Annotated in this window: 18 protein-coding genes; 12 read left to right on the plus strand and 6 right to left on the minus strand. The window is 59.4% G+C overall.

What is annotated here, in order from left to right:
- The first annotated feature begins 40 nt into the window (after positions 1-40).
- The 5 genes from KO536_RS05205 (at position 41) to KO536_RS05225 (ending at position 7,134) form a co-directional block, all read left to right on the plus strand.
- Complete coding sequence (locus tag KO536_RS05205; RefSeq protein ID WP_219261326.1) at positions 41-2,137, plus strand: bifunctional diguanylate cyclase/phosphodiesterase; 2,097 nt, start codon at positions 41-43, stop codon at positions 2,135-2,137.
- Between the two features lie 66 nt (positions 2,138-2,203).
- Positions 2,204-2,950, plus strand: a complete 747-nt coding sequence (locus tag KO536_RS05210) for an SDR family oxidoreductase (RefSeq protein WP_219261327.1) — start codon at positions 2,204-2,206, stop codon at positions 2,948-2,950.
- A gap of 174 nt (positions 2,951-3,124) precedes the next feature.
- A complete protein-coding gene (locus KO536_RS05215; protein WP_133079707.1) occupies positions 3,125-3,625 on the plus strand; it encodes a sigma-70 family RNA polymerase sigma factor in 501 nt (166 codons plus the stop codon).
- Positions 3,622-4,599 carry a FecR family protein gene (locus KO536_RS05220; protein WP_219261328.1) on the plus strand — a complete coding sequence of 326 codons (978 nt, stop codon included), beginning with the start codon at positions 3,622-3,624 and terminating at the stop codon, positions 4,597-4,599. Before KO536_RS05215 ends, KO536_RS05220 begins: the two co-directional genes overlap by 4 nt.
- Positions 4,600-4,698: 99 nt before the next feature.
- Positions 4,699-7,134 carry a TonB-dependent siderophore receptor gene (locus KO536_RS05225; RefSeq protein WP_219261329.1) on the plus strand — a complete coding sequence of 812 codons (2,436 nt, stop codon included), beginning with the start codon at positions 4,699-4,701 and terminating at the stop codon, positions 7,132-7,134.
- Here the strand turns inward: KO536_RS05225 and KO536_RS05230 are convergent.
- The 3 genes from KO536_RS05230 to KO536_RS05240 all read right to left on the minus strand — a co-directional run bounded on the left by KO536_RS05230 (position 7,118) and on the right by KO536_RS05240 (position 9,791).
- Positions 7,118-7,363, minus strand: a complete 246-nt coding sequence (locus tag KO536_RS05230; RefSeq protein ID WP_219261330.1) for a hypothetical protein — start codon at positions 7,361-7,363, stop codon at positions 7,118-7,120. The two genes, KO536_RS05225 and KO536_RS05230, sit on opposite strands and share 17 nt — an antisense overlap.
- 227 nt (positions 7,364-7,590) lie before the next feature.
- Complete coding sequence (locus KO536_RS05235; RefSeq protein ID WP_219261331.1) at positions 7,591-8,835, minus strand: AGE family epimerase/isomerase; 1,245 nt, start codon at positions 8,833-8,835, stop codon at positions 7,591-7,593.
- Between the two features lie 92 nt (positions 8,836-8,927).
- Positions 8,928-9,791 (minus strand): LysR family transcriptional regulator, encoded by an 864-nt coding sequence (locus tag KO536_RS05240; protein ID WP_219261332.1) that lies wholly within the window; start codon positions 9,789-9,791, stop codon positions 8,928-8,930.
- Between the two features lie 235 nt (positions 9,792-10,026).
- Between KO536_RS05240 and KO536_RS24215 the strand changes: the two genes are divergently transcribed.
- The 6 genes from KO536_RS24215 (at position 10,027) to KO536_RS24430 (ending at position 12,752) form a co-directional block, all read left to right on the plus strand.
- On the plus strand, positions 10,027-10,152 hold the full coding sequence (locus KO536_RS24215; protein WP_257622806.1) for a hypothetical protein: 126 nt from the start codon (positions 10,027-10,029) through the stop codon (positions 10,150-10,152).
- Positions 10,149-10,529: a hypothetical protein gene (locus tag KO536_RS05245; protein WP_219261333.1), complete on the plus strand. Its 381-nt coding sequence runs from the start codon at positions 10,149-10,151 to the stop codon at positions 10,527-10,529. The genes KO536_RS24215 and KO536_RS05245 overlap by 4 nt, the downstream gene beginning before the upstream one ends.
- On the plus strand, positions 10,526-11,323 hold the full coding sequence (locus tag KO536_RS05250) for a hypothetical protein (protein WP_219261334.1): 798 nt from the start codon (positions 10,526-10,528) through the stop codon (positions 11,321-11,323). Before KO536_RS05245 ends, KO536_RS05250 begins: the two co-directional genes overlap by 4 nt.
- A 222-nt stretch (positions 11,324-11,545) precedes the next feature.
- On the plus strand, positions 11,546-11,959 hold the full coding sequence (locus KO536_RS24420; RefSeq protein ID WP_307876315.1) for a hypothetical protein: 414 nt from the start codon (positions 11,546-11,548) through the stop codon (positions 11,957-11,959).
- Positions 11,956-12,186 (plus strand): hypothetical protein, encoded by a 231-nt coding sequence (locus tag KO536_RS24425; RefSeq protein WP_307876316.1) that lies wholly within the window; start codon positions 11,956-11,958, stop codon positions 12,184-12,186. Before KO536_RS24420 ends, KO536_RS24425 begins: the two co-directional genes overlap by 4 nt.
- Positions 12,187-12,227: 41 nt before the next feature.
- Entirely contained in the window at positions 12,228-12,752 is a 525-nt protein-coding gene (locus KO536_RS24430) for a hypothetical protein (protein ID WP_307876317.1), read from the plus strand.
- 171 nt (positions 12,753-12,923) lie between these two features.
- Here the strand turns inward: KO536_RS24430 and KO536_RS05260 are convergent, their stop codons facing one another.
- Positions 12,924-15,398: a TonB-dependent siderophore receptor gene (locus tag KO536_RS05260; RefSeq protein ID WP_219261335.1), complete on the minus strand. Its 2,475-nt coding sequence runs from the start codon at positions 15,396-15,398 to the stop codon at positions 12,924-12,926.
- A 327-nt stretch (positions 15,399-15,725) separates the two neighbouring features.
- On the opposite strand from KO536_RS05260, the gene KO536_RS05265 reads away from it, so the two are divergent.
- A complete protein-coding gene (locus KO536_RS05265) occupies positions 15,726-16,592 on the plus strand; it encodes a pirin family protein (RefSeq protein WP_219261336.1) in 867 nt (288 codons plus the stop codon).
- Positions 16,593-16,704: 112 nt separating this feature from the next.
- On the opposite strand, the gene KO536_RS05270 is transcribed toward KO536_RS05265, so the two are convergent.
- Entirely contained in the window at positions 16,705-17,886 is a 1,182-nt protein-coding gene (locus tag KO536_RS05270) for an acetyl-CoA C-acyltransferase family protein (RefSeq protein WP_219261337.1), read from the minus strand.
- 39 nt (positions 17,887-17,925) lie between these two features.
- Positions 17,926-18,846, minus strand: coding sequence for a LysR family transcriptional regulator (locus KO536_RS05275; protein ID WP_219261338.1), 921 nt, complete (start codon positions 18,844-18,846; stop codon positions 17,926-17,928).
- Positions 18,847-18,905: the final 59 nt, after the last annotated feature.

An 18,905-nucleotide genomic window follows, 5' to 3' on the forward strand; every position in this document is an offset into this window, starting at 1 on the left:
GGGCATGGATGCTGTTCGGCACCCGCTTACGAGAAGGTCCATGGTTTCTGCAAGCTACTCTCCCTCGCTGGTTTTTATCTCCCTGTGTGTTGCCATTCTGGCGTCGTACACCGCCCTTGATCTGAGCGGTCGTATTGCCACTGCCAGGGGCCGGGCCGTGTATCTATGGATCGGTGGCGGGGCACTGGCCATGGGGTTTGGCGTGTGGTCGATGCACTTTATCGGGATGCTTGCGCTGGAGTTGCCGCTGACCCTGGGGTACGACCTGGGGCTTACCCTGTGGTCTTTGCTGGTGGCTATCCTGTCGTCAGGCTTTGCCTTGTGGCTGGTCAGTCAGCCGCACTTGCCGGCACTGCAATTGTTGTTCGGCGCCTTGATCATGGGTGCGGGCATCAGTGCCATGCACTACAGCGGCATGGCGGCGTTGCGCATGCAGCCGGGGATTGGTTACGACCCGACGCTGTTTGCCCTGTCGTTGCTGATCGCGGTAGGCGCTTCTGCCGCCGCGTTGTCGATTGCGTTTCGCCTGCGCAAGAAAACCCCTTATGTGCGTCTGATCCGGGGAGGGGCTGCGGTCATCATGGGGCTGGCCATCGTCGGTATGCATTACACCGGCATGGCGGCGGCGAATTTTCCCATTGGCAGTTTTTGCGGGGCCGCCGTGGATGGCTTGAGCGGCAAGGGGCTGGATAATCTGGTGCTGGTGTCCAGCCTGGCCGTGCTGGTGATTGCTCTGTTGACCTCGGTTTTTGATGACCGGCTCAATGCCCGTACGGCGGTCCTTGCCGACTCTTTGACCCTGGCCAATGAGGAGCTTACGCAACTGGCGCTGCACGACACCCTGACCGGGCTGCCTAACCGTATCCTGCTGGCTGACCGCATCGGTCAGGCGATGAGCAAGGTGACGGAGCAGGGCGGATGCTTCTCGCTGATGTTTATCGATCTCGATGGTTTCAAACCGGTAAACGACGCTTTTGGTCATCACCTGGGCGACCGCCTGTTGCGTGAAGTGGCGTTGCGCTTGCGCGAGCAGTTGCGCAGCCAGGACACCCTGGCGCGAATCGGTGGCGATGAATTTGTATTGCTGGTGCGCCTGCTTGAGCCGGACGATGCCCCGCAAGTGGCGGCGCGCCAGGTCAGTCTGTTGTCCAAGGCGTTCCGGGTCGACGAGCATGATTTGCTGATTTCCGCGAGTGTCGGCATCGCGCTGTATCCCGGCAACGGTCTGAGTGCCGAAGAGCTGCTGATGAACGCCGATGCGGCGATGTATCACGCCAAGGGCACGGGCAAAAATGGCTACAGTTTTTTCGATGCCTCGATGAACTTCAACGCCCGCAAACAGTTGCAACTGCTGCAAGACTTGCGTCAGGCCCTGGTGCTGCAACAGTTCCGTTTGCATTACCAGCCCAAGTTCGACGCGGGCACTGGCCAGCCGGTAGGTGCCGAGGCCTTGTTGCGCTGGGAGCATCCGCAGCAGGGTTTGCTGTTGCCGGAGAGCTTTATCGACCTCGCGGAGAAAACCGGGCTGATCATCCCTATTGGCGATTGGGTGCTTAACGAGGCGTGCCGCCAGATGCGCGTGTGGTTCGATCAGGGTTATAGCGGCTGGCGCATTGCGGTCAACCTGTCGGCATTGCAGTTCTGCCACACGGGGCTGGTCGACAGCGTTGTCGAGGCGCTGGAACGGCATCGGTTGCCAGCCAACAGCCTGACCCTGGAAATCACCGAAACCACCGCCATGAGCGACGCCGATGCAAGCATGGTGGTGCTGCAGCGCCTTTCGCAGATGGGCGTGGACCTGTCCATTGATGACTTCGGCACCGGCTACTCCAGCCTGATGTACCTCAAGCGTCTGCCGGCCAATGAATTGAAGATCGACCGTGGTTTTGTTCGTGACCTGGAGCATGACAGCGACGATGCGGCGATTGTCTCGGCCATTGTTGCGCTGGGCCAGGCACTGGGGCTGCGGATTGTGGCCGAAGGTGTGGAAACCGATACCCAGCAAAGCTTTTTGACTACCCTGGGCTGCGATTCACTGCAGGGTTTTCTGTTGGGTCAGCCTCTGCCTGCCGAGCAATTCATGCAGGAAATCCATCGCGCCGAGCCCGTCACGGACAGAAAATCGACACTGACCTGACAAACTAAAGCCTTCGCGGTTATTCTGCCCCCCAGACTTGGATCGTAGTAAGGGGAGCACGTATTTATGGATAAAGTCATCGTGATCACCGGCGGCGGCCGCGGCATAGGTGCCGCCACCGCCGTGCTGGCGGCGCAACAGGGTTATCGGATTTGCATCAATTACCTGACGGATGATGCGGCAGCCCATGAGGTGCTGGCGCAGGTTCGTGCCCTGGGCGCAAAAGCCATCGCGGTGCGTGCCGATGTGAGTGACGAAGATGAAATCATTCGCCTGTTTCTTGAAGTCGACGAGCAGTTGGGGCCGGTCACGGCGCTGGTCAACAACGCGGGCACCGTGGGGCTCAAGTCACGGGTCGACGAGCTCACCGAACTGCGCATCATGCATACCCTGAAAACCAACGTGCTGGGCCCGATCCTGTGTGCCAAGCACGCGGTGCTGCGCATGTCGCCACGCTACGGCGGGCAGGGCGGCAATATCGTCAATGTGTCGTCGGTGGCATCGCGCCTGGGTTCGCCGGGTGAGTACGTCGACTACGCGGCCTCCAAGGGCGCGCTCGACACCTTCACCCTGGGCTTGTCCAAGGAACTGGCGGGTGAGGGGATCCGGGTCAATGCAGTGCGCCCCGGGTATATATTCACCGACTTTCACGCCCTGAGCGGCGATCCGGGCCGGGTCAGCAAACTTGAACCGATCATCCCGATGGGCCGCGGCGGGCGCCCCGAAGAAGTGGCCGAAGCGATTGTGTGGCTGCTCTCGGACAAGGCTTCCTACACCACTGGCACCTTTCTGGATCTGGGCGGCGGGCGCTGAGTCTGTGGGAGCGGGCTTGTTCGCGATGAGGGCGGCGCGCAGTTTCTGGCCTGTCCCGTTGCGACCATCGTGAGCCAGCCACTTCCACAAGTTTTGTAACTTGCAATTACTTCCCATCCGACGATAATGCGACTTATTGCTATTTAAGTCTGGTTATCTATCGTGTCTAGCCCTGTGGACCCCAAAAGCCTGTTGGCAAGTCTGTATCACGACAATCATGCGTGGCTGCGCGGCTGGCTGTCGCGACAGGTGCGTTGCCCACAGGATGCGGCTGATCTGACCCAGGACACATTTCTGCGCGCCTGGGACGCCCGGCAACTGGAGCGTATCCAGGAGCCCAGGGCGTATCTGAGTACCGTCGCCCGCCGCTTGCTGTGTTCACTGTGGCGTCGCCGCAAACTCGAGCAATCCTATCTGGATCAACTGGCCGATTTGCCCCAGGCCTATGCACCTTCTGCCGAAGACATTGCCCTGGTTCGCGAGGCGATTGAAGCCATTGACCGGGTGCTTGAAGGGCTGCCGTCACGGGTGAAACGGGCCTTTTTGCTCAATCGCCTTGAAGGCATGCCCCAGCAAGCCATCGCTGACCAGTTGGGGGTATCGCTGGCCACGGTCGAACGTGATTTGCGTCGCGCCTTTGTTCATTGTCTGGGGCAAACGGAGCCGGTCCTGTGAGTACAACCAGAGTTGATCCGATTACCCGTGCAGCCATTGACTGGATGCTGCGCCTGGAGTCCGGGCAGGCCTGCCCTTCGGAGCGGCAGGTGTTCAAGGCATGGCTGGCTGAAAGCCCCGAAAACATGGCCGCATGGCAGCGGGTGGCTGGCGTTCTGAAAGCCCCTGTGGCTGATTTGCAATCGGTAGAGCGGCGCAGCCCCGGGCAAATGCAGGCCGCACGCCGGGCACTGTTGGCCGGGACTTCTCCGGCGCGTAAAAAGACCCTGCAAGGCGGCCTGTTACTGTTGCTGCTTGGCCTGGGTGCCGCAGGCTTGGTGGATCGCGTGACCCCACTGACGGGTTTGATGGCCGACCAGCACACGGCAACCGGTGAGCGCAAAACCATCGAGCTGATGGATGGCAGCCTGCTCACACTCAACGCCCGCAGCGCAGTCGATATCGAGTTCACTGATGGTCAGCGCCGCGTGCGACTGCGCGAAGGCGAGTTGCAGGTGGAGGTGGCCGCCGATGCCGGGCGCCCGTTTGTGGTGGTCACGGCCCAAGGCCAGGTGCAGGCCCTTGGAACGCGCTTTATGGTGCGTCAGGGGACGGGCGAAAGCCTGGCCAGCGTGCAACAGCACAGTGTGCAACTGAACACCCTGGGTGGTCAGCAGCGGCGTATAGACACCGGCCAGGCCGTGTCTTTCACGGCCAGCCAGATTGACCCGCAAACCCCTACGTCCCGTAGCCAGACCGATTGGCTCCACGGCCGTGTAGAGCTGCATGACGAACCGTTGTCAGCCCTGGTCGACGCGCTTGCGCCTTACCAGACGGGGGTGTTGCGCATCAGTCCCGAGGCTGCACGGGTGCGGGTGTTCGGGGTGTTCCCCCTGAACAACACAGCCCAAACCCTGAGCGCGCTGGCGCAAACCTTGCCGATCAAGGTCACGCGTTACGGGCCGTGGTTGACCCTGATTGATGTGAATCGGTAAACCAGCCGAATGGGAATTAATTGCAAATAGTGTGAGGGGAAATCCTTGCTCGTTGGTCAAGGTTACAACTGCCTACCTTGCAACGAGAAAGGACGCCCCATGCCGTATGCCCCGCTAAGACCTTGCCTGCTGGCACTGACCATCACCCTGAGCATTGCGGGTCACTTGCCAAGTGCGGTGGCTGAAGCGGTGCACAGTGAGCAAAGTGCCGTTCGGTTTTTTGACCTGCCTGCCGCGCCTTTGGGCGTGACCCTGAGCCGGATCGCCCGTGACAGCAACCTGACCCTGTCCGTTGCGCCTGCCTTGCTGCAGGGCAGGAACTCCGCGCCGGTGAACGGCATGTACACACCGCAACAGGCTGCCGAACGTGCTCTGGCGGGCAGTGGCCTGGGCCTGAGCGTGACCGACAGCGGCGCCTTGAGTGTTTACCCGCAGGCTGAGGCGGGCGCGTTGAACCTGGGTGCGACCAACGTGTCGGCGCGTGTGGGCGAAGAGGGTCGTGGTCACGTTGACGGCTTTGTCGCCACCCGTTCGGCCACCGCGACCAAAACCGACACACCGATTCTGGAGATCCCCCAGACCATCAACGTGGTCACTGCTGATCAGGTGCAGGTGCAGGGCGCCCGCGACCTGACACAAGCGTTGCGTTACACCCCGGGGGTGAGCACCAATGGCTACACCGATCGCAACACCATCGCTGATGAAATCACCAGTCGGGGTTTTGCCCCCACGCTGCTCTATCTCGATGGCGCCTACCTGCCGTCAGCCGGCAGCCTGGGCGGCACCCCGCAGATCGATCCCTACACCCTGGAGCGTATCGAAGTGCTCAAGGGCCCGTCCTCCGTGCTGTATGGGCAAAACCAGCCGGGGGGGATGATCAATATGGTCTCCAAGCGTCCGGGCACCGAGGCCAGGCACCAGGTCAAGGTCGGCACCGGCAGTTTTGACCGTTACAACCTGGCCTTTGATACCACCGGCCCGCTGGACGATGCCAAAACCCTGAGCTATCGGCTGATCGGTGTGAGCAATACCGGCAGCGAGCAGGTGGACTACACCGAAGACTCGCGCATGCTGCTGGCGCCCAGCTTCACCTGGGCCCCCAATGACAGCACCGAACTGACACTGTATGCGCAGTTGCAGCGTGATGACGCCCTGGCCGACTATCAGGCCTTGCCCGCAGTGGGCAGCCTGTACCGCAACTCCCAGGGCAACAAGATCGACCGCGACACGTTTTTGGGCGACTCGAAATGGAACGACTACAAGCGCGACCAATATGGGGTGGGCTATCAGTTTTCCCATGACTTCAACGAGGTCATGACGTATCGCCAGAGCCTGAGCTACATCGACGTCAATGACCGCTACAAGGGGTTTTATCTCAACCGTTTTGTCACGGCCCCGGACGGTGCTACCGACACCCATGCCAGCCGGACCAAGCTCGACTGGCGCCAGCAGAACAGCTCGTACAGCTTCGACAACCATCTGCAAAGCGACTTCACCACCGGCCCCCTGCAGCACACCTTGCTGGTGGGTCTGGACTACCGTCAGTTCGCCCGCAAGTATCAGGGCTACAACCTGTCCGGCAGCGAAGTCATCGACCTCTACAATCCGACCAACTACCGCACCACGGGCGTGCCGACCCTGACCACGAAGTGGGATAACCGGGTCAAGCAAACCGGGCTGTATGTGCAGGACCAGATTAAGCTGGACAACTTTATCCTGACCATTGGCGGTCGCCACGACTGGGCAAAAGTCGAAAACAACGATTTGCTGGCCCGTTCCCGGGAGACGCAAAACGACAACAAATTCACCGGCCGCGTGGGCCTGACCTACGTCACCTCGTTTGGCCTGGCGCCGTACATCAGCTACACCGAGTCGTTCTTGCCGTCAGTGGGCACCTCGGCGCCAGACCGTGGCGCCAAGGCATTCGAGCCGATGACGGGCAAGCAATATGAAGTGGGGGTCAAGTACCAGCCCAATGACACGACGTTGCTCACCGCCTCGGTGTTCGAAATCACCCAGCAAAATGTCCTTACGGGCGACCTTGAGTACCTGGAATATCAAGTCCAGGCAGGTGAAGTCAGGTCGCGGGGCATTGAAGTGGAAGGCAAAAGCAGCTTCAACAACATCGACCTGATCGCGTCTGTGTCGTATCTGGATGTGATCTATACCAAGTCCAACTACGGCAACGAAGGCAACCGCAGCGAGGCTCAATCACCGTGGGCGGCCAGTGTGTGGGCGGACTATCACTTTACCGGGCAGGCACTTGAAGGCGTGACCCTGGGCGGCGGTGCCCGTTACACCGGGAAAAACTTCGGCGACTCGGCCAACACCTTCAAGACGCCTTCGTTTGTGGTGTATGACGCCACGCTCAGCTATGACCTTGCGGCACTGGACTCGAGCCTGAAAGGGGTCAGCACCCGCCTCAACGTGCAGAACCTGTTTGATCGCGAGTACGTGTCCTCGTGCAACTACAGTTTCGGCTGTTACTACGGGCAGCAAAGGACGGCGGCGCTGGAAGTCAAATACGACTGGTGATGTCACTGCCATCGCCATCGACCTGTAGTCGCTGCCGAGGAACGAAGGCTGCGATGCAGACGCCTCGATCTATCAGAGACATCGAGGCGTCTGCTTTAGCGATCGCTTCGCGCTCGATCGCAGCCTCGTTCCACTCGTCAGCGACTACAACACGGAGTTCGTGGCGAATCTGTAGTCGCTGCCGAGGAACGAAGGCTGCGATCCAGACGCCTCGATCTATCAGAGACATCGAGGCGTCTGCATTAGCGATCGCTGCGCGCTCGATCGCAGCCTCGTTCCACTCGTCAGCGACTACAACACGGAGTTCGTGGCGAATCTGTAGTCGCTGCCGAGGAACGAAGGCTGCGATGCAGACGCCTCGATCTATCAGAGACATCGAGGCGTCTGCATTAGCGATCGCTTCGCGCTCGATCGCTGCCTCGCTTCGCTCCTCAGCGGCTACCGGCCGGTTTTTTTTCAGCGGCGCAATTTGAGTGCACTGGCCAGGCTGATGGCCAGCGGCAGGCGGGGCAGCAAGGTGGCCTGGTAAGCATGGTAAAGGTCCGGCTTGCCGGGCCAGATGTTTTCCGAAGGCTGGTTGTCGATCCCCAGTTCGTGGTGCCAGCTGCCGTTCACACGATCGATCATGTGCAGGTCGATATAGTCCCAGAACGTTTGATACCAGACTTCGTACTCATGCTCGTCGGTGCGTTGCAACAACGCTGCGGCCGCAGCTGCGGCTTCAGCGAGGGTCCAGTGCAGGCGTTCGCGCACCATTGGCTGGTTGTTCCAGTCCAGGGTGTAGACAATTCCGCTGCCGCCATCGGCATTCCAGCCATGTTTGCACGCGCTGTTGAAAAGTTGGCGTGCGTCTTCGAGCAACCACTGGGGCGCCGACAAGCCGCGCTGTTTACGGGCTGCTTCCAGGTGCAGCAACAAACGCGCCCATTCAAAGGCGTGACCCGGGGTTTTACCAAAAGGACGAAAGCCATCTGCCGGGTTGTCGCGGTTGTAGTCGGGCAACGGCTGCCAGAGGGCATCGAAATGCTCTACGGGCAGGTAGTCGGACTGTGCGGCATGCTGGTGGATGACCCGCTCGGCAATGCACAAGGCACGATCGAGCCACAAGTCTTCGTCGAGCACATCGGCCAGGGCCAGAAAGACTTCGGTGCCATGCATGTTGCTGTTGGCCCCGCGATAGGCCTCGCAGTCACTCCAGTCGCTGGCAAAGCTTTCCAGCAAGGCGCCTTCTTCTTGCGACCAGAAATTGTTTTCGAGGATCTGCACGGCATCACCCAGCAGCTCGGCTGAGCCGCCCCGTCCGGCGACCGCTGCGGAACTGGCGGCCAAGGCTACAAAAGCATGGAGGTACGCGGCTTTGCGGGTATTGCCATCCTGGGCGTTGGGGGTGGCAAACCAGCCACCCCGCACCGCATCGCGCAGGGGGCCGGCCAGTGCTGCCAGGCCGTGGTCGATCAGCGGGGCGCAGCCGGGCAGGCCTTGAATATGGGCAAGGGCAAAGCTGTGCACCATGCGTGCCGTGGTGATGGTGTCAGCCGGGGCATCATCCGGTCGTCGTCCAAACCGGTCCAGTTGGGCGAAGCCAGATGGCACGCGCGCCGCCTTGGCGAAGTCCAGCAGTGACTGGCCCTGATCGCGCAGCCACTGTTGATGGGGTGCGCTGGTGAGCCAGCTTTCGTTGGTCCGGGTGAGGTCGGTCATGTGCCACCTGTAGTGTTCTTATTCGTTATTCAACGCTCGCAGACTAAGGGATCGGGCATAAAGCTGAAAGCTTTCATCTCAGGGTCACTGGCTTAAATTTCCGGCTCCCAGCGCTGCGACCAGTCGCTGTCTTGCTTGACGATCTCGCGCAACAGCGCGATGGCGTGTTGCAAGGCGGCGCAGTCCCTTTCCCGTGAGTACACGAGGTAAGTGGGGTAGCTGAATTCGGGGGCTTTCGGGACGCGTTCCAGCGCGCCGCTGTCCAGGTAGCTCTTGACCACCCGTGTGCGGAAATAGCCGCTGCCGCCGTTTTCCAGAATGTAATGCAGCGCCACCGGCCCCAGGTTGAAGCTGATGGCTGCCCGCGCCTTGTCGGGGAGGGCGGCATCATGCTGGCGGCGAAAGTCCTCGCCCCATTCGATGTACACATAGGGTTCGGGCTGCTCGGGACGGCGAATCTGGATCAGTTTTTCTTCCAGTAACTGCTCCACCTGTACCCCGGGCCAGTAGGCGGGTTGATAGACCAGTGCCGCGTCCAGCAGGCCCATTTCAACCTGGCGCAGCAACTGCTCGGCGTCGCTGATCTGTATGCGCAGGGCATGGGTGGTGAGGTGTTGGCGCAGGACTTTGGCCCAGTTCAGGATCAGCGGATTGCACAGGCTGACTTCACCGCCGATGTGCAGCAATTGATGCAGGCCTTCGGGTCGTGGCAGGTCTCGGCGGGCGGCTTCCCAGGTCTGCAGCAATTGATTGGCGTACACCACAAACGCCTCGCCCTCGGGGGTCAGCCTGGCGCCTGCGCGATTGCGAATAAACAGGGTCACGCCCAGCAGGCTTTCGAGCTTGTGCACCCGCGCGGTCACGGCAGTCTGGGTGACATGCAGTTTTTCGGCAGCGCCGACCAGGCTGCCGTAGCGAACGATTTCAAGAAAGGTGCGAGCCAGGTCGAGGTCCATAAACGCGCCAGTGAGCAAGGGGCGTTCAGTGTAAGGGAGAACAGGCTGCTGCTCACCCTCAAACCTCTGCGGGAGCGGGTTTCTGCATGTACCGGAAAGGAAAACTCTCTCCTTCTTTAGGAAGCGTCTTACATCTATCAGTTTGTCGCCCTGCTAGCTTGGCGCCGCACTTTTGAGCCTGTTCAGGCTCAGGTATCGCAACTCCCCCTTTATCTCCCAGCTTAAGGACAAGCCTATGTTCGCGCCGGTGAATGCTGCGCATCTCACGTTCCTGATCCCTTCTGTTTGCAACGACTTCAAGGTCCTGGCTTTTGATGGCGCTGAAACCATCAGCTGCTTCAACATTGGAGAGAGTGCATGAGTACCCTTGAGCAATGGTTGCAAGAGCAAACCCGGCAGGGACGGCACCGGTGCCATACACCTACGCCTGAAGAAAACTTCATGGGCATACAGTTCGACAATACGCGCCGTTACCTGGTCCGCGAACGCCTCGACACGCTGCTCGATCTGGCCCGAGAACAAGACATTGATGCCTGGCTACGGGGCCAACTCGACCTGGCCCATACCTGGGGCTGGCAGGCACCCGACAGCATTCACTTTTTGCTGATGCAAAGCTTGCAGGCGTCGGATTGCAACCCACCCAAAAACTGGCTACCCCGGTCAAACGAAACTCCGGCGATGCACTTTGACCGGGTTTATCAGCAAGCGCTGTATTGGCAGGGGGATGGCCCCGTATGAAACGCGTTATTCACAATTTAATTCTCGGCAGTTGCCTGGCCCTGGCTGGCGGCTGCTCAGCCACAGGAAAGTCCGACACTTTTACCCTGACCGCCGACATGCCACCGGGCTTTGCCTATGTCGCGAAAGTGACCTACGTACCTGTCCCCGGTCAATCTTGCAACCTGGGCAGGTATAACAATGTGAAACAGCAGTTCAACCGCGAGTGGCGAACTGAATACAAGCCTGATGCGCAGATTGAAATACACCGCACCCGCAAAGGCTGCGAGTTGGTGCTGTACAGCATTCAACTCGATATCAACGCGGCGTATGGGAAAGATCGAGGGGATTTTGGTGGTGACTCCGGGTTTATTGCGGTGCGCGATTATCTCGACGCTCGCGACAAAGGCTCCTTCAATGTTGCTGGCGAAAGCCAGATTTTGGGGGAGTGCCAGTGGTTATTTCGGACCTCGGGTAAAACTCGAATTCTAAGAAAAATCCTCTCCTGCAAAAACACCGATGCCCAGGGCAATGTCACCAAAGGTCGTCCGTTCGCCGCGTACACCCTTGATCAGCTACCGGGCAAAACCGTGAAACTGAAAATCAAGTTGGCCGATGAGGAAAGACCTTACATGAAGGACACCTGGGTCAAGGTGCCCGGTGGATGGAAACGCTGTATGGGAGACAATTTTGAAGACCAACATGCCTTTTGCTATGGCAATTACAAAGACTTCAGCACCTTTCGCATGCCGGATGGTCGCGACACCTGCACCATTTACCCCGGTTGCACGGAAAACAAGGAGGTGACCCCATGATCCGTGCACTGCCAGAACGTGACAGGTCATCCATGGATGGCACAATTCACGCTTGCCCTTTACGGGAACACTCGACCAGTTTTCAGTTAGTGGACGAGTTCGGGGATGGACAACCTTATGCCGGGCTGACCTATCAGATCATCGACTACGAAGACATTATCTACACCGGCAAGCTGGATGCGACAGGCTCCGGGAAAGTGGAAAACCACTACTGCGGCGTTGATGTCGACACTGAGTTACAGCGACTTTGCCCAGCAACCCATCGATCATCCGGTAGAAACCGACACAGTGAGCTTTCCGCTACAGCCGAGCATCGGCAATTGGTTTGCTGACGCGCTAGCAAAATTTGACGAGCTTTGGCAGGTGGATGCCGCGCAGGCTGGAGGAAAGGCGTATTACCCGTTGTATGAGGAGGTGCCGTACTCCAGACGCCTGGAGGTGGTGCCTTTCGACCCGGCACTCTACCCGCAGGTTAATAGCTCGAGCCTGGGGGAGAAGCAGGAAAATCCGGCGACTATTCACTGGCTTGATGATCGTGCATATGACGGTGGCACCGATACCCAAGCCTTTATCACTCACCATGATGCGCTGATTCTTCTTTCGATCCGGTGCCAAGCGTTCCATCGACATGGATGAATACGTCCACCCAGCGGGAGTACATGGCACAGGGTATCGTTACCGTGCTGAACCCGGCTATCGGGGTGGCATCGCTGGTACTGGGCATGGTCAACATGACCGGTGAGCCCTACGCTCACCACGGCACACTGCGACACTTCATGCCGGTCTACTTTAACGCGGGCATCATGTCCTCGATCCTCTGGAAACCGGGTGCAGCACCATCAACGACCACGGGTGTGCCGTAGCGCTGAAGGCAACCGACGGCCTGCCCTCCCGTGGATCATTCTTGCGGCAGGTGATTGATAATGCCCACCACAAAATGGTCGTCAGCTACATTCCCAACTGCTGGGCCTGCCTGCGCCGCTGGCAGGATGCTCAGGAGTCCAATCGCTCATTGGTGACTATTGATGAGTTTGAGCAGGTGGATGAGGCATTAACCAATGCCAAGCGGCAAGTACTCACCCTGGAGAGCCGCCTGGCGGCGAGCTCCGACAGATATGTCCGTCATCAAGCCGCGGCGATGGCCGCTCTTCAACAAGAGTTCCGCAACATAGAGATCACGCGCACGCGGCTGAGCGAGTTACGGGTTAGCCGTGTCAGTGAGGCCGATGTGTATGGCGTGTTCGCGGGACTACCCGAACTGACTGATGAGGATTTGCCTCGCTGGAAAGCTCATGCAGAGAACCGTAAGGAGGAACATCTGGCAATGGCTCCGCCATCTGCCGACGATGATGAGCGGGCGATAGCAACCATTATCGGAGTCCGCGTTGCGGGAACACCCTTCAATTTCGATATTGATTCGTTTAGCTAGCCCGTTTGGGATATGGCTCTCGCGCTGCGTGTTGTGACTGAACGCTGAAAGCCGACGGCCCCAGCACGCGTCCTGCTGATCTGGAATGAGGGCAGGGCGTGAGATCCATAAACCCCATCGTTGAGCCGGTGAGGTTTATGGATCCCATATGAAGGGTTTACGGATAAGAGCTTAGAAGGTGTATTTGGAGGTCAGCATCAGGCTGCGAGGTTCGCCGTAGTAGGTGGTGCTGAAGTTGCCCAGGCCCGACAGGTATTTCTTGTCGAACACGTTGTTGGCGTTGAGGTTGAACGACAGGTGTTCGTTGTACTCGTAGCGGGTCATCAGGTTGACCAGCGCAAAGCTTTGCTGCTCGATGATGTCGTAGTCTTCTTTGGCCGAGTTGTAGATCTTGCCGTAGAACGGGCTCTGCCAGTTCACGCCACCGCCCACGGTCACCTTGTTCATCACGCCCGGCAGGCGGTAGGTGGTAAACACCCGCGCCACGTTTTCCGGTTTGGTGGTTTCCAGCGGGTAGCCATAGACACGCTCCCCATCATCGGAGCGAGTTCTGGCGTAGGTGTAGCCTGCCATCAGGTTCCAGTCCGGCATCAGCTCACCGGACAACTCAAGTTCAATGCCGTTGGTGGTTGCACCATCCAGGGATTCGAAGATGCCCAGGTTGGTGTTTGCGTTTGTGCCCACCTGGATGGGTACATTTTTCTGTTCGGTACGGAACACCGCCGCACTGGCATTCAAGCGGCCATCGAAGTACTCGGCTTTGACGCCGAGTTCGTAGCTGTTGCCTTCAGTGGGCGCCAGAGTGGCTCCAGAACGGCTTTGCTCGGTGAGGGGTTTATAGATGGAGGTATAGCTGCCATACACCGAGTAGTTTTCATTGATGTCATACACCACGCCAGCGTAGGGCGTCACCTCGCCGTGTTGCTTGGCAGAGGTTTTGTTGTCCTGGAAGTTGCTGCTCTGCTGGTAATACCGGTAGGTGCTGTTGTACTGGAAGTCACTCAGGCGGCTGCCGAGGATAATCGACCAGTCGTCCGCGGGCTTGAAGCGTGCGGCGATGTAGGCGCTGTTCTGATTCTGGTTGGTTTCATATTTGCCGTTCTTCGGGAAGTCCGGCCGTGGGTAGTTGCCGTTCCAGTCAAAGATGCTTTCGGACAGCACACGATATTCGCTGCTGTCGAAGGTCGCCCCGGTCTGGCGGGAGGACTGGGACGTGGCGCCGACCACCAGTTCATGCTCGCGGCCAAACAGGGTAAACGGGCCGGTGGCATTGATATCGACAGTGTTTTGGACGCGATGGCCTTCCCAGTGACCCCAGTAGAAGGACATGCCGTCGCCTGTCACCGGATCAGGCAGGCCGCCACTGGCCGAGCCCAGCAGGGTGTCGTGGTCGTTGGTTTGCTGGGTCAGGCTGCCTTTGACTTTCCAGTCATTGGCAAAGCGGTGCTCCAGGGAGGCGAAGGTCGTCTGGATCTGAACGTCGCGACGGCTCCAGTCGGTGGCCGGGTTGAACGAGCGGCTGAAATCGGTCTTGGTGTAGTTGGAGTAGTAGTACGGGTTGCCGGTCCAGGACGAGCCGCGCGGCTTGATGTTCTGGTAGTCCATGCCAAAGGTGAGCAGGGTGTCGGGGGTGAGGTCGGCCTGGATGATGCCGTACATCACATCATTCTTTTTTGAATAGTGATCGCGGTACGAATCGGCATCCTGGTACACCGCCACCATGCGACCGCGCACACTGCCATCTTCATTCAGCGGCCCCGAAATATCGCCTTCGGTGCGGTAGTTGTCCCACGAACCTGCGCTGGCCGAGATCGAGGCCTTGAAGTCGCGGGTCGGCTTTTTGCGGATCAGGTTGACCGTGGCCGAAGGCTCGCCCGAGCCGGACAGCAGGCCGGTGGCACCCTTGACGATATCTACCCGGTCATACAGGGCCATGTCGACCTTGGTTGCGCCTTCATCGAACACCCCGTCATACAGCGTGTTGACACCGTCGTACTGGAAGTTGGTGATTGCATAGCCGCGGGCCGAGTACTCCATCCGGTCGCTGTCGTAGGCCTGGGTGGACACACCCGGCGCATTGCGCAGCACGTCACCGATACTTTGGGCGGCCTGGTCGTCCATCATCTGGCGGGTGACTACGGTCACGGTTTGCGGGGTCTCGCGCAATGAAAGGGCCAGTTTGGTCGAGCTGTTGCTGGCCCCGGTCGTGTATGAACGGGTGTCTTCGGTGGTCAGCGAGTCGCCCGGACCCTGGCCGGAAACAGTGGTCGCACCCAATTCCAGGCCTTTGCCTTGGGGGGCGCTCAGAATCACCGTGTCGCCATTGAGCTGATACGAAATGCCGCTGCCTTGCAGCAGTGACTCCAGAGCCTTGACCGGTTCGAGCGAGCCGGACACGGGGCGGGACGTGATGCCTTGAACCTGATCCGGGCTATACAGGATTTGCAGATTGGCTTGCTTGCCCAGTTCATTCAGCGCGCTGGCCAGGGATTGAGACGGAATATTCAAGGCCACCGGCGCCGCCTGGGCAATGGATGAACCCAGCAATACCGAGGCTACAAAGGCGCTGGACAGCAGGGTGCGGCGAACAGTCTGGCGCTGGGTAGCGATCGAAAGAGGGGTCCGGCTCAAGTTGGGTCGTTGCATCGCGTGCCTAGGCTCCGAAGTGGGGAATTTCTTTTTTGTTAATGGGAATAGTTATTAGACGCAGCGCGGTGGAGAAACCAGAAACAGGTTTTTCAAATAGTTGTGTTTAGCTGATGGCCACAGTCGGGGCCTTTGTGGGAGCGGGCTTGCTCGCGATGCAGGCGACTCGGTTTGCCTGATTGATCCCATTGATGCCATCGCGAGCAAGCCCGCTCCCACAGTGCAATAGATTGTTCTGTTAGTGGGACGATTAGTGTCAAAAACACTGTCTAGTCTTATGGATGAATCGAATCTAAGCTTGTCCCCATGATTGACAGGAGGTGCAACATGAAAAAGATTCTGGGTGTGTACACAGCTCCCCGTCCCCATTGGGTCGGCGATGGCTTTCCGGTTCGCACGTTGTTTTCCTACGACAGCATGGGCAAATACATCAGCCCGTTCCTACTGCTTGATTACGCTGGGCCAGCCGAGTTCTCGCCAACCACAGAGCGTCGTGGTGTGGGTCAGCACCCCCATCGTGGTTTCGAAACCGTGACCATCGTCTACAAAGGCGAAGTTGAGCACCGTGATTCCACCGGTAACGGCGGGGTGATCGGCCCTGGTGATGTGCAATGGATGACCGCGGCCTCGGGGATCCTGCACGAGGAGTTTCATTCCGAGGCGTTTGCCCGCAGTGGCGGCCCGCTGGAAATGGTGCAGCTATGGGTCAACCTGCCGGCCAGGGACAAAATGTCGGCGCCGGGGTATCAGGGCATTGTGGACCGGGATATTCCTGATCTGGCGCTCAAGGACGATGCCGGTCGGTTGCGCCTGATTGCCGGTGAGTTCGATGGCACACGGGGCTCGGCGCGGACCTTCACCGATATCGACGTGTGGGACATCCGCCTGAACGCGGGCAAGTCGGCGACATTCGATGTGCATCAGGGGCGCAACACGGCGCTGGTGGTGTTGCACGGTGCGGTTGAGGTCAACGGTCAGGAAGTGGTGCGCGAAGGGCAGTTGGCGCTGTTCGAGCGTGACGGTTCGCAAGTCCGGCTTGAGGCCAATAACGATGCGGTGCTGCTGATCCTGAGTGGTGAGCCGATCGACGAACCGATCGTGGGGCATGGCCCGTTTGTGATGAACACGGATGCCGAGATCCAGCAGGCATTTGTTGACTTCCAGTCGGGCAAGTTTGGCCGTATGCCTGCGTAGTGCCATGCGACCTGTGGGAGCGGGCTTGCCCGCGATGGCATCGCCCTGGTTTACCTGACAGACCTCGGGGCCTGCATCGCGAGCAAGCCCGCTCCCACTCATGTACTAGGGTTCAAACCCGTTCGAAAATCACCGCGATGCCCTGGCCGCCGCCGATGCACATGGTTGCCAGGGCGTAACGGCCCTTGATCCGGTGCAGTTCATGGATGGCCTTGGTGGCGATGATCGCGCCGGTGGCGCCAACCGGGTGCCCCAGGGCGATCCCCGAGCCATTGGGGTTGACCTTGGCCGGGTCCATGTCCAGCTCCTGCATCACGGCGCAGGCTTGGGCGGCGAAGGCTATATTGGCTTCGATGACGTCCATGTCTTCAATGTTCAACCCCGCCCGTTTAAGCGCCAGGCGCGTTGCCGGAATCGGTCCAAGGCCCATCAATTCGGGTTCTACCCCGGCATGGGCATACGCCACCAGGCGGGCCATTGGTGTCAGGTTGCCAGCCTGTACCGCAGCGCCACTGGCCAACACCAGCGCCGCTGCACCGTCATTGAGCCCTGATGCGTTGCCTGCGGTCACGCTGCCGTCCTTCTTGAACGCAGGTTTCATCTGCGCCAGCTGTTCCAGGGTGGTGGCCCGCGGGTGTTCATCCTGACTGAACATCACGCTGCCCTTGCGGCTGCGTACCTCAACTGCGGCGATCTGACTGTCGAAGTACCCCTGGGCGATGGCGCGCGCTGCGCGCTGCTGGTCTTCAAATGCCAGGGCATCCTGGGTCTGGCGGCTGATGCTGTTGCGCTGGGCGATGTTCTCGGCGGTGACGCCCATATGAATACCGTGGAACGGGTCGTGCAGAATGCCGAGCATGTAATCGAGCATCTTCCCATCCCCCATGCGCGCCCCCCAACGGGCAGCAGGCAGCAGGTACGGGCCACGGCTCATGGCTTCGGCCCCGGCGCCAATGGCAAATTCGGCATCGCCGAGCATCAGGGTGTGGGCGGCCGAAATAATGGCCTGCAAGCCGGAACCGCAGAGGCGATTGACGTTATAGGCCGGGGTTTCTTTGGGGATCCCGGCATTGATCGCGGCGACTCGCGCCAGGTAGGCATCCTGGGGCTCGGTTGGAATCACGTTGCCCATCACCACGTGGCCGATGCGCTCGGGATCGACCTGGCTGCTCAGCAACGCAGCCTTTACGGCGGTGGTGGCCAGGTCGGCCAGAGGTACGTCCTTGAGTGCGCCACCAAACGTACCAATGGCCGTTCGCTGGGCGCTGAGGATGAAAATGTCAGGAGCTTGCATGGCGGATCCTTGTTGTTTTAGTGGGCCAAATGCGCCGGATTATTTCACGGGTCTGCTTGGTGGTGCGTCGTCCGTTTGAAGGGGCCGGGTGTCGACCTGGCTGTCCAGAAGGGTCATGAAGGCATGGGCCGCATTGGACAGGGTTCGCTCCGTATGCAGGATATAACCCAGCTGGCGCGTCAACTGGATGCCGGGCAAGGCAATCGATGCCACTTGCTCGTCGAGCATGGTGCGCGGCAGTACGCTCCAGGCCAGCCCGATGGAGACCATCATTTTGATGGTTTCCAGGTAGTTGGTGCTCATGGCGATATTGGGGGTAAGGCCCTGGGCTTCAAACAGGCGATGGACAATATGGTGGGTGAAGGTATTGCCGCCAGGGAACACCGCCGGATGACGCGCGATATCCGCCATGCTGACCGCCTTTTTCCGGGTCAGGCTGTGCTCGGGGGCGACCACGAAGTCCAGGGGATCATCCCAAACGGGGACGGCCCGAATCAGGGAGTGAGGTTCCGGTGCGAGGGTGATCACGGCCAGTTCGGCGCGGCCATGGAGAATTTCGTCATAGGCCACCTCTGAATCCAGGAACTGAATGTCCAGCGCGACTTTGGGATAAGTGCGGGTGAACTCGCGCAGCAAAGGCGGCAGACGGTGCAGGCCAATGTGATGGCTGGTGGCCAGGGTCAGACGCCCGCTGACCTCACCATTGAGGTTGTTCAGCGCCCTGCGGGTGTCATCCAGCACGTTGAGAATCTGATAGGCCCGTGGCAGTAATGCCCGTCCCGCCTCGGTCAGGCTGACCTCACGCCCCAGCCGGTCGAACAGCCTGAGCTTGAGTTGCTGCTCGATACTGGCGATGCGTTTACTGATGGCGGGCTGGGTCAGGAACAGCCGTTCGGCGGCCCCGGAAAAGCTGCCGGTTTCAGCAATGGCAATAAAGGCATTGAGATTCGCGAGATCCATCTATTCGAATTCCTGTTGGTTATCCAAAGCATGAAAATTATGAATTTGAGTTATTAACT

This window comes from Pseudomonas sp. NKUCC02_KPG (genome assembly GCF_019345465.1).
In the GTDB taxonomy this organism is placed as follows: domain Bacteria; phylum Pseudomonadota; class Gammaproteobacteria; order Pseudomonadales; family Pseudomonadaceae; genus Aquipseudomonas.

Bases quoted from the DNA above. Each gene is read 5' to 3' on its own strand.
- KO536_RS05205 (WP_219261326.1), top strand. From the start codon at position 41: ATGGTTTCTGCAAGCTACTCTCCCTCGCTGGTTTTTATCTCCCTGTGT.
- KO536_RS05210 (WP_219261327.1), top strand. From the start codon at position 2,204: ATGGATAAAGTCATCGTGATCACCGGCGGCGGCCGCGGCATAGGTGCC.
- KO536_RS05225 (WP_219261329.1), top strand. From the start codon at position 4,699: ATGCCGTATGCCCCGCTAAGACCTTGCCTGCTGGCACTGACCATCACC.
- KO536_RS05230 (WP_219261330.1), bottom strand. From the start codon at position 7,363: ATGTCTCTGATAGATCGAGGCGTCTGGATCGCAGCCTTCGTTCCTCGG.
- KO536_RS05235 (WP_219261331.1), bottom strand. From the start codon at position 8,835: ATGACCGACCTCACCCGGACCAACGAAAGCTGGCTCACCAGCGCACCC.
- KO536_RS05240 (WP_219261332.1), bottom strand. From the start codon at position 9,791: ATGGACCTCGACCTGGCTCGCACCTTTCTTGAAATCGTTCGCTACGGC.
- KO536_RS24215 (WP_257622806.1), top strand. From the start codon at position 10,027: ATGTTCGCGCCGGTGAATGCTGCGCATCTCACGTTCCTGATCCCTTCT.
- KO536_RS05245 (WP_219261333.1), top strand. From the start codon at position 10,149: ATGAGTACCCTTGAGCAATGGTTGCAAGAGCAAACCCGGCAGGGACGG.
- KO536_RS05250 (WP_219261334.1), top strand. From the start codon at position 10,526: ATGAAACGCGTTATTCACAATTTAATTCTCGGCAGTTGCCTGGCCCTG.
- KO536_RS24420 (WP_307876315.1), top strand. From the start codon at position 11,546: ATGTCGACACTGAGTTACAGCGACTTTGCCCAGCAACCCATCGATCAT.
- KO536_RS24425 (WP_307876316.1), top strand. From the start codon at position 11,956: ATGAATACGTCCACCCAGCGGGAGTACATGGCACAGGGTATCGTTACC.
- KO536_RS05260 (WP_219261335.1), bottom strand. From the start codon at position 15,398: ATGCAACGACCCAACTTGAGCCGGACCCCTCTTTCGATCGCTACCCAG.
- KO536_RS05265 (WP_219261336.1), top strand. From the start codon at position 15,726: ATGAAAAAGATTCTGGGTGTGTACACAGCTCCCCGTCCCCATTGGGTC.
- KO536_RS05270 (WP_219261337.1), bottom strand. From the start codon at position 17,886: ATGCAAGCTCCTGACATTTTCATCCTCAGCGCCCAGCGAACGGCCATT.
- KO536_RS05275 (WP_219261338.1), bottom strand. From the start codon at position 18,846: ATGGATCTCGCGAATCTCAATGCCTTTATTGCCATTGCTGAAACCGGC.